The sequence below is a fragment of the Streptococcus sp. ELY_137 genome (assembly GCF_058314515.1).
The window spans coordinates 14,427-28,296 of record NZ_JBZFUL010000018.1 but is presented as its reverse complement, the minus strand read 5'-3'; the positions used below and the strand labels follow the sequence as shown (position 1 = coordinate 28,296).

The window sequence follows — 13,870 nt, the reverse complement described above, 5'->3', positions numbered from 1 at the left end:
CTAAGTGACAAAAAGACTTCTTCTGCCATTTGACCGAATTAAATGACAGATGTACTATTAGGCTGTAGAAAAATAAAGAATCGAGGTCAGCTTATGACAAATCGTGTGGCAGAAATTTTAGGAATTGAGAAGCCGATCATTCAAGGTCCCCTAGCTTGGTTGACTGATGGGCACTATGCAGGTGCAGTCAGCGCGGCGGGTGGTCTCGGAGTGCTTGGCATCAGTGCTGGTCAAAAGGTCGCAGCAACAACCGTAGAGGAAACGATTGAAAATATGCGCCGTGAAATTCATATTGTACGTGGGATTACTGATAGACCATTGGGGATTAATGTAGCACCGGGCAGTGAACTGACTGATATTTTTACCGGTCCAATGCTTGATCTCATGGTTGAAGAAAAAGTACCTGTTGCTATCATGGTCGGTCAATTTTCTGCCTACTGGACGGCTAAATTCAAGGAAAAAGGCATCAAGGTTGTCTTTCGGGCAGAAACGCCAGATGTTAAAAATACTGAAGAAGCTATTCAAGGTGGTGCCGATATCATTGTGGCGACTGGTTTTGATGAAGGCGGGACAGTTCCAAGCAAGGTTATCGGGACCTTCTCAATTGTCCCTATGATTGTGGATGCGGCTAAGGGGCGTGTACCAGTCATGGCGGCCGGCGGTATCGCTGACAGTCGTACAGCACGGGCAGCTTTTGCCCTGGGTGCAGAAGGGCTCTACGTTGGTACTGCCTTCATGATGTCAGAGGAGTCTATCTTAGCGCAAAACATCAAAGAGATGGCCTTAAAAGCTGACGCTTCTGATCTCTTGCTTTACCGTACAGTGCCTGCCTATTACCGTTCATTACCGGGAGAAATTCCTAATAAACTCTTAGAGATGAGTAAGGACGGAGCGACGGAAGAAGCGATTTTTGAAGTGCAGCGGGGCTACAATGGCATGCGTGATGGGATGCTCTTTGGAGATCTGACCAAGGGCTTCGCTTCTTTTGGACTTGGTATCTCAATGATTGATAAGATTGAACCCGTCGCCGTTATCATGGATAAACTCATGAGCGGGATTGCGGATTTGGTGTAACTCATAGGGAAATATTAGGGCTTAACGGCCTTCCAAATAGCACAGACTTTGTGTAAAAATTCTATCTGAACTAGGATAGAATTTTTTTGTCTCTACCTTTTAGGAAGGACTTTTGACTCGTATTTTTATTTTCAGGTTTAGCATGTTACAATGGCACTAGAATTTTAAAAGAGGAAAATGAGTTATGGAGTCAGTTAATTTATTGTTCACTATTGATGATGCCTATGTCGAGCAGTTTAAGGTAACGCTTTATTCTGTTAAGCAGAATCTGTCTGCTGCTGAAGTGCATGTCTATCTTCTGCAAAAAACAGCCCTAGCGAAGAGCGACCAACTAGCCCGTTTTTGTCAAGCATTAGATTATCATTACCATCCCATCCTTGTAGGGGATCAACCATTTAAGGATGCCCCAACGACGGATCGCTATCCCGATACTATCTATTACCGTCTTTTGGCGCATCAGTTTCTGCCGGAAGACCTAGATAAGATCCTTTATCTGGATGCGGATATCCTCTGCCTCAATGATTTTAATGATTTTTACCAGCAAGATCTGGGACAAAATCTCTACGCCGCAGCTAGCCATAACGCTGACAGTAAAATTATGGATTTGATCAATCAGTTGCGCCTTCAAAATTATGAAATGGAGTCCTCTTATTTCAATACAGGCGTTCTCCTTATGAATCTTGCCCTAATCCGTCAAGCTGTGGGGCGTCAAGCTATTTTAGAGTATATCGAGAAGAATCGGACTAAGCTGATCTTGCCTGATCAGGATGTCTTAAATGGTCTCTATGCAGATAGAGTACTAGCTGTTCCTGATGAGATTTATAATTACGATGCTAGATACAGTCGTTTGTACCAAGCACGCAGCAATGGCAATTGGGATATTGACTGGGTCATTGAAAATACGGTCTTTTTGCACTTTGCTGGTCGGGACAAACCTTGGAAACCCAATTATACCACCCGTTACGCAGCTCTTTATAAATATATGGCTAAAAAAGCGCATGGGGTCTGAAGTAGAAATGGTTAAAATAAACTTGAATGCTAAAATGGAGACAGGACAATGAAAGAGTGGGAGAAGGCACAAGAATGAAATCTAGCAACTCTAAATTTTCAATAAGCTATCCGATAATAAAAAAGACAAGGAACTAAAAATTCAAGTCCCAAATTAAAAATAGCAGAGCACTTATTAATAAGCAGAATTATGAATGGAACAGTCAGTGCCTAGAAAAGCATAATAAAAGACATGATGAAAGTGTAAAATAAAGAAATCAAAACTTGCTATTTCAATAGTTTGATCTAATATCTAATCGATAGCCAGTGATGTTGGGGGAGGCAGTTATGCATATCGAAAAACTTAAATACTTTATTGACCTATATGATTATAGAAATTTTACTGCAACGGCGAGAAAAAACTATATTTCTCAAGCTAACATTAGCCAATATATTTCTAGCTTGGAGAAAGAGTTTGATACAGTATTTTTCGATCGTTCTACAAATCCCATAAGACCTACAGAGTCAGGGAAAATATTTTATGATCATGCGCAATTATTGCTCAAGCAGTATGAAGAAACCCAAGAGGCTATCGGTCGTTCCAAAAGTCAACAAATTCCTAAAATAACTTTAGCCTATACATCTTTAAGTGATATAAAATTACTGCTACCTTTTATTAGCTTTCTAAAGGATCAACCTCAAGTTTTCAGTGTAGAGCTAGAGAAGGTTGACTGCAAGGATATTGAGAATTATCTTTTAAAAGGGTTAGTTGATATGGCCTTGTCCTTTTCGGAAGAGTTTATGGGTGAGAGCATATCAAAAGTGGTTGTTAAATCTGGGATTTACAGGGCTCTAGTTCCGAAAGGACACGATCTTTTTAGATTTGATAGTCTTGATGTAGAGGATTTATACAAATATCCTTTGCTTATGCTAAGTGAAGAGAAAATGGGAAAGCCTTATCAAACTATGAGGGAGCGATCCTTGGAAGATGGATTTTATCCAAATATAGCCAGAACTGTAGATGACTTTGAGGAAGGGTTCTTTTATATCCTCACTGAACAGTTGATTGGATTTGCAGCTAGTGAGTATCCCCTTGATAGTTTAGAAGGGGTCATTAAGAGTATCCCCATAAATAGTAGTCAGCATACCTATGAACTTGTGCTAGCCTATCAGACCGACACCGAGAATGAAGCATTAGTACAGTTCATAAAGCAGTTAAATACCTACTTATTATAAAAATTTATAGCCCATAATAAATCAGAATTGGCCATTTGACAATGTTTGCACTATAATGAAGATATCTTATGAAAGTGAGGAAATTCACATGGGGAAATTATTATTAACAGGTGTCGATGGAAATCTAGGTGGCCTTGCTGCGGATTATCTGCTTGGCTTGGCAGAAAAATCTAGTCTTATCTTTGGCGGTTATAGTAGGTCAGCCCTTGAAAAATATGCTAATCAAGGCATCGAAACTCGCCAAATGAATTTCAATCATAAAGAAGGTTTGGCTGAAAAATTTGAAGGTGCAGAGGTTTTGGCACTTATTTCCATGCCATTTGTCGGTGAAAAGCGGCAAACGGCTCATAAAAATGTTGTAGATGCAGCTAAAGAAGCAGGAGTGAAGAAAATTATCTATACCTCTTTGGTAAATGCATCTGATCCAACCAATCCTAGTAAGGAAAAGATCGACCATGCTTTTACCGAAAAATATATAGAAGAATCTGGTCTCGATTATATTTTCTTACGGAACTCACAGTATGCTGAAGCCATGATTACAAACTATTTCACCTTTGTTCACGCGAATGCACCGCTTGCTAATAGTCAAGGTGAAGGGAAGATGGCCTATATTTCTCGAAGAGACTGCGCCAAAGCAGTAGCTTACGCCTTGCTAGCAGATGACTTGCATCAATCTATACAAAATATTAATGGACCAGAGCTTCTGACCATGGCAGAGTTTGTGGCCATTGGTAATGACGTTACTGGAAATCATATTGCCTATAAGGCAATTACTGATGAAGAAAACTATGCTATCTTTGATGCCATGGGTGTCCCTCGTACAACCGATGGTGATTTTAAAGACAACTCTGAAGCCCCTTATTCATCGGAAGGTATGGTGACGTTTGCTCAAGCCATTCGTGAGGGCAAGATGGATCTTTGCACTGATGATTTTAAAAATCTTACGGGAGACAAGGCTTTGAGTGTTCGGTATATGTTTGAGCATGCGGCAGAATTCCAAGTTGGAGAGCGACACTCTCAGGATAATTAAAAGAATACAGCCAACGACACTTGCAAAAATCCAAAGACTTACTAGCCACTTCAGGCATTTATGATAGTTTTCCTATTTTGTGCTGTGTATCGCTTACACTTTTGTATCTTGATTAAAAGGAGGACGTTATGACTAAAATTGTAGTTAATGGAGTTGATGGCAACTTTGGAGCTCAGGTTGCCAAAGATATTTTAAAATTACTGCCTAAGGAATCATTGCTCTTTACAGCGCCTAGAGAAGATGGTTTAGAGCAGTACAAGCAGGAAGGAATTGCAACAGCGGTTGCCGATTTTACCTCTCAGGAAAGCTTGGTTGAGGTCTTTGAAAATGCTGATAAGGTATTGCTCGTATCGATGCCATTTGTTGGTGAGAAGCGTCGTTTTGCTCATAAAAATGTAGTGGAAGCCTGTGTAAAAGCAAATGTTAAACAAATGATTTATACCTCAGTTCTTTCAGCAAGTCATCCCTTCAACCCAAGTATTGAAAATGTCGATCACAGCTATACAGAAGCACTGATTGAAAACTCACCATTAGATTATATTATATTGAGAAACTCTTTGTTCGCAGAAGCCTTTATTAGTGATTATCTGCGAGCTGTAGAGTCCGGCGAGGATACGATTTCAAAAAACATGGGAGATGGCTGTGTTTGGTTTATTTCAAGAAGAGATGCTGCCCTTGCAGCTAGCTGTGCCTTAGCAAATGATTTACTGCACCGAGAAATCTTGAACATCAACGGCCTGGAACCCGTGTCTTATCAACGTTTTTTAGATATTGCGAATCAGGCAACTCAAAATAATATTACCTATACAAAACTCACAGACGAAGAGCTTTATGCTTATTTCGACAGTATTGGTGTCCCTCGTGATACTGATGGTGATTTCAGTAAGAGCCCTATTCAGGCAACTTCTGAAGGGATGGTTAGCTTTGGTACGACTGTTACTCAAGGCTTCTTAGACGTAGCCGTTAGTGATTTTGTCAAACTGACAGGAAGGCGACCGATCACACTAGCTCAAATGTTTAAAAATCCAGAGGACTATCTCTTAGGCGATAGACATGTAGTGGAGTGAGAAGAAGGAAGAGAAATATTCATAGTCAGGAGACTGGGCAAAAATTTGTCCAGTATTCCTGTTTTGGGATAAGCTCTTGATGCAGAGGTAATTCTAATTAAATTTAAGAACTACCACGCCCTAGAACTACATTCTTTTTGAAAACAGTAGAAGTTAAGTGATGCAAATAAACGATTAAAAGCCCTTGAAATTACTTGGTTTCAAGGGCTTTTTGGATATTTTGAAGTGGCAGTAAGCTGTTTTACCGTTTCATTATTCCCTATCCAGAGCAGAAAATTGAAATTTAAAGAGTGACCACTGATGTTTATTTTTCTCCGAAAACGGAAAGTAAAGAATTAAAGGTCGGTTCTTTCAATAATTTGGCTTGTAGCTTTTCTGAACTTATAAAATCTAATAGTCGCTCATAGATGAATTCCATTTTTTCCGGTTCTTCTGCCTTAATAGCAAACAAGAAAACAAATTTTACTAGTTTGCCATCCCATGCGATTCCTTTCGGTGCAATTACAGGAAAAATGGTACTTGTTATAACGGCATCACCAAGTGGGTGTGGTAGGGCAACAGAGTCCGAAATGATGGTAGATGAGATACTTTCTCTTTCATAAATTTCAGTTAAAAAGTTCTCTTTGACATATCCTTGAGAGAGTAGCTCTGTATGTAGATAACTTAGGACATCTTCCTTTGTCGATTTCTTGTGTATAACATGGAAGTGTTTAGCTGAAAGTAATCCTTCAGGAGTGTTAATTGAATGAACCGCCAACTCGTTTATTTTATTACCAATTTGGGTCATTGAGGCATCTAAATCATTAACGTCGATAAAAACAATGTTAGCGGTATTTTCTCTAATAGGTATAGTAGACACAATTAGATCAAATTTATTGAATGGCTTATCATAGGTTAAAAAAGTAGTGTAGGAGAGTTTTTCAATATTAAAAAAAGCATTAGGAAATTTTCTTTTTATCTTCGCTTCAATGATTGAACTAAGAGTCTGTCCTGTTCCACAAATAATTGCGAGAGATAATTGCCTGTGAGCTTTCGTACTGTTGCGCTCAATTGCATTTGCAAAGTGCAAAGCGATATATGAAATTTCATCTTCTGAAAAGTGGATATTGAACCTCTTAACAATTTCCCTACTGCAGCCAATTGCTAAATCAAAGGCATAAGGGAAATTGTTTTTGACAATATCCAATAAAGGATTGTTTCGATTGCCCTTGATGGTTTGAATCTTAAGAAAAAGTTTTATGTGCTCCAGCAGATTGTTTTCTAAGGTAAGATCATCAATCCAACTTGAATCGCTCAATTTTTGTAAAGTGTTGTGGATGAGTTCAAGGATATTCTCGGCAAGCTCTTGATTTTCGTTGATTGCTGCATCATCGATGAGACGCGGAGAATTTTCGGCTATGCAAAAATTAATATAACTTCTTTCTATAATTGATAGCTTTAAATCAAATTGCTTTTCGATGGTTTTAATGAACTGGTTAATTACTGGCCTAAAATGCTGACTAAGTCTAATATTTTGCTCAAATTTAGATAAAGTATGCCCTGCTTTAACCCTACTGACAGTTAGCAATAGGCTTGTAAAAATATTTCTTTGGAAGTAATCAGAATCAATAAATATTTCTTTAGAAAGTTGTTCTTCATAAATCTTATTAAATTGGTCATAATCGATATTGTTGCAGACATCTTTCTCGACAGAAGTTGAAGCTGTGAGATATTCCGTAAAATGATTTTTGAAAATGAGATCTATGATGGCGTTTCTAAAGTCTTGCTCTTGACCGATTACTTTATATCCTAGATTACTTTTATTTTGAATCTTTAGATTGTATCCGGTTAGGTACTGTCTTAAAGTGCGTAAATCACTGTAGAACGTATTCTGGCTAACGAATAATACAGACTGAAGATAGTCGTGACTGATAAATTCCTCAGAAGTTAAAAATAGGCGAATAAGAAAGGTCAGTCGGGCTTCAGAAGTCGTAAAAAGAAATGTTCCAGTATCTTGGTGAGACCAAAATTCATCAAAAGTCTTTTTATCAAGGTACTCAATGACATACCCTCTTTTTCTGATTAAAATGATGTGCGCACCATGGTCTTTAATATAATCATTGATAGTATTGATGTCTGAACGGATGGTTCTGTCAGAAACACTACAGTATGAACTTAGCTCATTAATGTGAACAGCCTCTTTTTTATCCAGTAATAGATTCACGATATCATCAAGTCTTTGGTAATCAAAAAAAGACATATGAACCTCCCAATTCTTAGGCTATTTTTATTTTATCATAAAATCATTTTTGAAAATTTTGATGTTTTTCAAACAAAAAGTTGAAAAAAGTAAAAAATAATTTTTGCTTCTTGCAGAAATAAAGTGGAAAAAGGTGTTAGTGACGTCTCCGTATTTTGATGTTAAGATGTATCTGTAAAACGAAAGGAGGTCGAGTAATGGAATTTACAAAAGACAATATTTTATTAAATGTTAACGTTAAAGATAAGTTAGAACTGTTTCGTTATATTGCTCAGTATGCTGGGAAAAAGAATATTATTGATAATGAATCTGCGTTAGTGACAGCCTTTCTTGAAAGGGAAGAAGAGGTCTCGACGGGTTTGCAAGATTCATTTGCCATACCACACGCAAAGTCGGATTTTATAAAAGTACCAACAGTTCTCTTTCTTAAGTTAAAGGAACCCATTGAATGGGAAACATTTGATGAAAAACCAGTATCCAATGTCTTTGCGTTGCTGGTTCCTAGTGAATATAAGGGCATATTGCATCTAGAAATGATTAGTAAAATCGCCACATCTCTTCTAGAAGAAGAATTCATTACCTCAGTAAAGAATTCATCAGATAAGGATGAATTAGAAAAGCAAATAAAAAAAGCGATGGAAGGAGCTTATTAAAATGAAAATTGTAGGAATTACCTCTTGCCCAGCTGGATTAGCCCATACACCAATGGCTGCTAAGGCATTGGAAAAAGCTGGACCTAAATTAGGTCATAAAGTACGTATTGAGCAACAAGGTTCCATGGGACAAGTCAATAAGCTGACTGATCAAGAAATTATTGAAGCAGAATTTGTTTTATTGGCGACGGATCAAAAGATTGTGGACCAAGAGCGTTTCGAAGGAAAAAAACAAATTCGGGTAAATATTGCAACATGCATTAAAGCACCAGAAGCTGTGCTAACAAAATGTGTAGATGCAGTATTAAAAAAGTAATTAAAGTCGAATAAATAAAGGAGTGATTGGGATGAAAAAATTTCTTAACACAGCCAAAGGTCATTTAATGACGGGGATTAGTTATGCTCTCCCTATGATTATCGGAGCATCATTAGTTGTAGCAATTCCCAAAATGATTGCTCTTGTAATGGGAATTACAAGTTTGGATCCATATGCTGAAACGTCAGGATTCACACATTATTTATATCAAATTGAACAAGTTGGCTGGGCTGGTATTGGTCTGATTAATACAGTTCTTGCGGGTTTTATTGCTTATTCAATTGCTGACAAAGCAGCTCTTGGAGCAGGTTTTATCGGCGGTGCGATTGCCTCAAAAACAAATGCTGGTTTCTTAGGAGCCATGATCGCAGGTTTTGTCGCAGGTTATGTTGTTGTCTGGTGTAAAAATCATATCAAAGTACCAGAAAAGTATAATGGTATTCTACCTTTGATTGTTTTTCCGCTCTTTGGAACAATGTCCGTTGCTCTGGTTATGGGAGTTCTCCTTGCAGATCCACTTGGTGCGATTAATACGGGGCTTGTCGCATGGATTAAAGACATGATTGAAAATGATGTCAACAAAGTTGTTCTGGCCCTTATTATGGGAGCTATGATTGGTTCTGATCTGGGTGGTCCAATCAACAAAGCATCTTGGATGGCTGGTAATGTTTTGCTAGCGGAAGGTATTTATCTTCCAGCAATTATCGTAAATGTTGCCATCTGTGCCGTCCCAATGGGGTATGCTTTTGCCTCACTTTTCCACAAAAATAAAATGAGTGATGAATTGTTGGATGCAAGTCGCAATAACTATGTGATGGGGTTCATTGGTATCACGGAAGGTGCCATCCCATTTACACTGGTAAACCCACTTAAGTTGGTTCCAGTTAATATGATTGGCGGTGCTCTTGCGTCAGCTATCGGTATTGCTCTTGGCATGTATGCTAAAATGCCTCCAGTTGGTGGTGTGTATGGTTTCTTTACAGTAGGCAATGGATGGGCTTATCTCATCGGTCTATTTGCTGGAGCAGCATTTATCGGATTTGTAGCCCCAATGTTTGTCAACTTTAAAGAAAGTACTTCAACAGAAGACATTAGTGTTGATGATATCGAGATTAGTTTCGAGTAAATACGTATTATTAGCACATATCATAAGAGGTATGTGCTTTTTTAATAGGAAGGTTTAATCATGAAAAAAACTATACACATTGTTCCTCACTCTCATTGGGATAGAGAGTGGTATTTTACTACAAGTCGTTCAAAAATCTATTTGATGAATAATTTAAAGAAAGTTATTTCCTTATTAAAAGAAGAAAATGGTTATGATACTTATACTCTGGATGGGCAGGCTTCTTTATTGGATGATTATCTAGCTTGGTGTCCTGAAGATAGGGAAGTTATTAAAGAATTAGTCCAAGAAGGTAAGTTAATTATTGGTCCATGGTATACACAGACTGACCAAATGGTTATTTCAGGGGAAAGTATTGTCAGAAATATGCTCTATGGCATGAATATTTCCAAAGAGTTTGGTAATTACATGAATGTTGGCTATGTCCCAGATTCTTTTGGTCAATCAGCAGCAATGCCACAAATTTATAAAGAATTTGGTATTGAAGACACTCTGTTTTGGCGTGGTGTCAGTGATGATGATGTCAAGCAATCAGAGTTCAAGTGGCGTGGTGAAGACGGAACAACCGTTAATGCTTATCAAATTCAAGCAGGTTACTATATTGGTGGAGATATCCCGGAAGATGATAAGCACTTAAAAGAATATCTGCATAAAGAGCCCTATAGCAGAATTTGGGCAAGAAGTAGTACAGATCAGGTTGTTCTTCCAAATGGATTTGACCAAGCGCCGGCTAGGGAAAATCTCGTTGAATTAGTTGAGCGTATGAAGAAATTTTATGAAGGAGAGTTTGAATTTAAAATTTCAACTTACGCTGATTATATCCAAGCTATTAAAGAACAGCATCCTGAGTTAGAAGAAGTTGCTGGTGAGTTACTAAATGGCAAGTTGATGCGGATCCATAAGTCAATCTTTTCATCTCGCTCTGACTTAAAAAAATTGAACACTCAGGTACAAAACTACCTCGTAAATGTCCTTGAACCATTATTGTCATTTTCTCAAACACTCGGATTTGAATATCCAGTGGAAGTGGTCAAGGAAATTTGGAAGCTAATGTTTGAAAATGCAGCTCATGATTCAATTGGTTCCTGTGTTTCCGATACTACAAATGAAGATGTCTATCTGAGATATAAGAAAGCGCGTGATTTAGCTGAAAATCTTGCAGAATTGAAGATGCGTGAAATTGTCATGAGGATCGATGCTGACCGAGATATTACGGCTACGGTGTTTAATCTATCAGGTAGAGAAAAATCGGGCGTTTTCGAGACAACATTCTATGTACCTCAGCATCATTTTGCTATTAAAGATGCTGAAGGAAATAGTTATGAGTACACGATTACTTCTTCCGAAGACCAAACGGACTACATCCTAGGGCAAGGAAATGTTCTAGATTCTACTAAAGAGACTTATAAACCATCAAAAGTCTTTAAGGTTAAAATTGCTATCAAGTTTGAGAATTTACCATCTTTTGGTTATAAGTCATTCTATCTTGATTTGAATACAGATACTCATCAGGAACAAGCGATTTCTCAAACAAATACTATTGAAAATCAATATTATAGCATTAGTTTAAACGATGAAAATACAGTTGATATTTTAGATAAGACATCTGGGAAGCTTTACTGCAACCAAGCAGTTTTACAGGAAAATGGAGATGGTGGAGATTCATTTAACTATTCTCCACCACGAGAAGATTTAGTCATTAACTCCAACGAATTTGTCCCAGAAGTTTCAACAAATGCTTCTGGTTTAATCAGTACGATGAGTTTGCGATATAATTTTAAAGTTCCAAAAAATCTTGAAGAGCGTGCAAAAGGTCTTAAAACAACAGATCTGCCAGTTAAATTGGATATTACTCTAAAAGATAAGTCACCAATTATCGAGTTCAATTTTGAGGTAGATAATCGTTTTGTCGACAGCCACCGCATGTGCGTGTTATTCAATAGTGAAATTGCTTCTAAATTCTCTAAAGCAGACCACCAATTCGGTGCTATCAAACGTCCAGTAATTACTGATAACATGGCATTGTGGGAAAAAGAGCCGGAGAAATGGAATGAAGTTCCAATTGCGATTGAAACCTGTCAGTCATTTGTCACCTTAGATGATGATGAACGAGGTGTTGCTGTTATTCCTAAAGGTGTTCGTGAATATGAGATAATAGGAGATAATTTTGATACGATTCGCTTAACTTTGTTTAGAACATACGGTTACATGGGAAAAGAAAATCTCTTATATAGACCAGGACGCGCTTCAGGTGAGACAGTCATCACGACTCCAGATGCACAATGTCATAAGGTGATGAATTACCAGTTTTCAGCTATCTATTATCAAGGAGATATGAACAGTTATCGCTTAGCAAATGTGGTAAGTGAATATCTCAAAAATGTTCAAATTTACCAATATGCGGATTATTTAAATACCCGCCTTCGTTTTACCCAATTTGAGGTTAAAAAAACATTGGCTACATCAAATGAATTGTTTTGTCTCAATTCAGATGGAATCCTCAGTGTTGTTAAAAAAGCAGAAGAGCGATCAGGATATATTATAAGACTTTATAATGGACAATACGATAAAGAGGTCTCTCCAGAAATTTCTTTTAAAAAACTTCCTTCAGTAGTAGAAGTTGTAAACTTGAAAGAGAAAACAAAAGAAAGTTTGGATCTTGTTAGTGATAAAGTTTTATTGGGGCATTTAGGGCATAATAAATTTATGACATTATATGTAGAGTTCTAATAGAAGGTTTAAATAGTTGATGATCTATTATTTAAACCACAGTGCTAGTTCATTGCCACAGAAATGGTTATCATGCCCTAGAAATACCTTCTTTTCGAAAACAGTAGAGGTTAAGTGATACAAACAAACGCTTAAAAGCCCTTGAAATTATTTGCTTTCAAGGGCTTTTTGATGTTTTGAAGTAGCGGTTAGTGAGGTCTATCAATTCGTCAATAGGCACTTTATAAATTTGTTCCCATTCAAAGAATATCTAGCCATGTAGAGCACGAAATTTTTAGTGGTTAGACAGCCATTATCCAACAAAGATAGTCATTAGTTATTCTGCTGTAGCGGCAGTAATCAAAATAACACCAAAAACATCCTCCACAGATGACCCTCGAGAGAGATCATTAACAGGCTTGTTAAATCCTTGTAAAATAGGACCGTAGGCGTCAGCTTGAGCAAATCGTTGAATGGCTTTATATAAAATATTTCCAACATTTAAATCTGGAACTATGAGTGTATTTGCATATCCAGCAACCTTACTGTCACGTCCCATCTTTTTCTCAGCAATCTGAGGAACAATAGCAGTATCTAACTGCATTTCCCCATCAATCATTAAGTCAGGAGCTTTCGCTTTAGCGATAGCAAGGGCATTAGTAACTTTTTGAGTGAGTTCACTCACCGAGCTTCCATTGGTCGAGTAAGATAATAATGCTACACGGGGATCCCAACCTAAGAGTTTTTGAACAGAGTTGGCTGTTGCGATGGCAATATCTGCCAGCTCTTCTTCACTTGGATTTTCACATGTTCCGGCGTCTGATAGAGCAATGAGACTTCCTTGAGTGCCCTTGAATTGTGGCACATCCATAATAAAAAAACTTGATGGTATAGTCACAGATGGTTTCAAGCCAATCATACTGCTGCTAGATAAAACGACATCAGCTGTAGTGTAGGTCAAACCACAAACTAGACCATCACCATCCCCTAAGGCTAACGCCATATGACCCAAGTAAAGTGGATTTTTAGCTAATCGTGTTAAGCGCTTAATAGAAAAAATTTGATTATGCTTATAAAAATTTTCAACATAATTTTCGAGCAAAGCATCATCATCCAATGAAATTAATGTATAGAATTTTTCTGTGATGCTGAGTTCCTTCAATTTTGCTTCAAATCCAACTTGTGAGGCAACAAAAACAGGAAAGCAAATCCCCTCCTTGTAGGCCCTATAAGCGGCTTGAATAATTGTTTCTTCTGTTGCTTCAGGGAAGATAATTCGTTTAGGAGAAGTAACTTTCTCCTTTAATAAAGAAGTAATGGACATAATGACCTCCGCTAATTTTTGGTTATATCCTATCAGATGGACAATGAGCAAAAACCAACAAATGTAAGCGTTTGTGTTTAATATAAACATATCTTTTTGAAGTGTTCAA

The 13,870-nt window shown here is 37.6% G+C and carries 11 protein-coding genes; 9 read left to right on the top strand and 2 right to left on the bottom strand.

Features of this window, described 5'->3' with window-relative positions; genetic code table 11:
- Window positions 1-93: 93 nt before the first annotated feature.
- The 5 genes from AC4HAO_RS10050 (at window position 94) to AC4HAO_RS10030 (ending at window position 5,394) form a co-directional block, all read left to right on the top strand.
- On the top strand, window positions 94-1,074 hold the full coding sequence (locus tag AC4HAO_RS10050; protein WP_491135288.1) for an NAD(P)H-dependent flavin oxidoreductase: 981 nt from the start codon (window positions 94-96) through the stop codon (window positions 1,072-1,074).
- 184 nt (window positions 1,075-1,258) lie between these two features.
- The gene (locus AC4HAO_RS10045) at window positions 1,259-2,083 is read left to right on the top strand and encodes a glycosyltransferase family 8 protein (protein WP_491135287.1); all 825 of its coding nucleotides are present in this window, start codon (window positions 1,259-1,261) and stop codon (window positions 2,081-2,083) included.
- A 326-nt stretch (window positions 2,084-2,409) separates the two neighbouring features.
- On the top strand, window positions 2,410-3,297 hold the full coding sequence (locus AC4HAO_RS10040) for a LysR family transcriptional regulator (protein WP_491135286.1): 888 nt from the start codon (window positions 2,410-2,412) through the stop codon (window positions 3,295-3,297).
- Window positions 3,298-3,385: 88 nt separating this feature from the next.
- The gene (locus AC4HAO_RS10035; protein ID WP_491135285.1) at window positions 3,386-4,327 is read left to right on the top strand and encodes an NmrA family NAD(P)-binding protein; all 942 of its coding nucleotides are present in this window, start codon (window positions 3,386-3,388) and stop codon (window positions 4,325-4,327) included.
- A 128-nt stretch (window positions 4,328-4,455) separates the two neighbouring features.
- Window positions 4,456-5,394, top strand: a complete 939-nt coding sequence (locus AC4HAO_RS10030; protein WP_491135284.1) for an NAD(P)H-binding protein — start codon at window positions 4,456-4,458, stop codon at window positions 5,392-5,394.
- Window positions 5,395-5,698: 304 nt separating this feature from the next.
- Here AC4HAO_RS10030 and AC4HAO_RS10025 read toward each other — a convergent pair whose 3' ends face one another.
- Window positions 5,699-7,633 (bottom strand): BglG family transcription antiterminator, encoded by a 1,935-nt coding sequence (locus AC4HAO_RS10025; protein ID WP_491135283.1) that lies wholly within the window; start codon window positions 7,631-7,633, stop codon window positions 5,699-5,701.
- Window positions 7,634-7,830: 197 nt separating this feature from the next.
- Between AC4HAO_RS10025 and AC4HAO_RS10020 the strand changes: the two genes are divergently transcribed.
- From AC4HAO_RS10020 to mngB, 4 genes are read left to right on the top strand one after another with little or no spacing between them, the layout of a single operon-like run.
- The gene (locus AC4HAO_RS10020) at window positions 7,831-8,286 is read left to right on the top strand and encodes a PTS sugar transporter subunit IIA (protein WP_491135282.1); all 456 of its coding nucleotides are present in this window, start codon (window positions 7,831-7,833) and stop codon (window positions 8,284-8,286) included.
- A gap of 1 nt (window position 8,287) precedes the next feature.
- A complete protein-coding gene (locus AC4HAO_RS10015) occupies window positions 8,288-8,602 on the top strand; it encodes a PTS fructose transporter subunit IIB (RefSeq protein WP_491135281.1) in 315 nt (104 codons plus the stop codon).
- Between the two features lie 31 nt (window positions 8,603-8,633).
- Window positions 8,634-9,728 carry a PTS fructose transporter subunit IIC gene (locus tag AC4HAO_RS10010; protein WP_491135280.1) on the top strand — a complete coding sequence of 365 codons (1,095 nt, stop codon included), beginning with the start codon at window positions 8,634-8,636 and terminating at the stop codon, window positions 9,726-9,728.
- A gap of 60 nt (window positions 9,729-9,788) precedes the next feature.
- Complete coding sequence (gene mngB / locus AC4HAO_RS10005; RefSeq protein WP_491135279.1) at window positions 9,789-12,458, top strand: mannosylglycerate hydrolase; 2,670 nt, start codon at window positions 9,789-9,791, stop codon at window positions 12,456-12,458.
- 316 nt (window positions 12,459-12,774) lie between these two features.
- On the opposite strand, the gene AC4HAO_RS10000 is transcribed toward mngB, so the two are convergent.
- The gene (locus tag AC4HAO_RS10000) at window positions 12,775-13,851 is read right to left on the bottom strand and encodes a phosphate acyltransferase (protein WP_491135278.1); all 1,077 of its coding nucleotides are present in this window, start codon (window positions 13,849-13,851) and stop codon (window positions 12,775-12,777) included.
- Between the last annotated feature and the right edge of the window lie 19 nt (window positions 13,852-13,870).

What these genes read in the sequence shown, in the direction of transcription:
- AC4HAO_RS10010 (WP_491135280.1), top strand. Translation starts at nt 8,634, where the DNA reads ATGAAAAAATTTCTTAACACAGCCAAAGGTCATTTAATGACGGGGATT.
- mngB (WP_491135279.1), top strand. Translation starts at nt 9,789, where the DNA reads ATGAAAAAAACTATACACATTGTTCCTCACTCTCATTGGGATAGAGAG.
- AC4HAO_RS10035 (WP_491135285.1), top strand. Translation starts at nt 3,386, where the DNA reads ATGGGGAAATTATTATTAACAGGTGTCGATGGAAATCTAGGTGGCCTT.
- AC4HAO_RS10045 (WP_491135287.1), top strand. Translation starts at nt 1,259, where the DNA reads ATGGAGTCAGTTAATTTATTGTTCACTATTGATGATGCCTATGTCGAG.
- AC4HAO_RS10030 (WP_491135284.1), top strand. Translation starts at nt 4,456, where the DNA reads ATGACTAAAATTGTAGTTAATGGAGTTGATGGCAACTTTGGAGCTCAG.
- AC4HAO_RS10015 (WP_491135281.1), top strand. Translation starts at nt 8,288, where the DNA reads ATGAAAATTGTAGGAATTACCTCTTGCCCAGCTGGATTAGCCCATACA.
- AC4HAO_RS10040 (WP_491135286.1), top strand. Translation starts at nt 2,410, where the DNA reads ATGCATATCGAAAAACTTAAATACTTTATTGACCTATATGATTATAGA.
- AC4HAO_RS10050 (WP_491135288.1), top strand. Translation starts at nt 94, where the DNA reads ATGACAAATCGTGTGGCAGAAATTTTAGGAATTGAGAAGCCGATCATT.
- AC4HAO_RS10025 (WP_491135283.1), bottom strand. Translation starts at nt 7,633, where the DNA reads ATGTCTTTTTTTGATTACCAAAGACTTGATGATATCGTGAATCTATTA.
- AC4HAO_RS10000 (WP_491135278.1), bottom strand. Translation starts at nt 13,851, where the DNA reads ATGTTTATATTAAACACAAACGCTTACATTTGTTGGTTTTTGCTCATT.
- AC4HAO_RS10020 (WP_491135282.1), top strand. Translation starts at nt 7,831, where the DNA reads ATGGAATTTACAAAAGACAATATTTTATTAAATGTTAACGTTAAAGAT.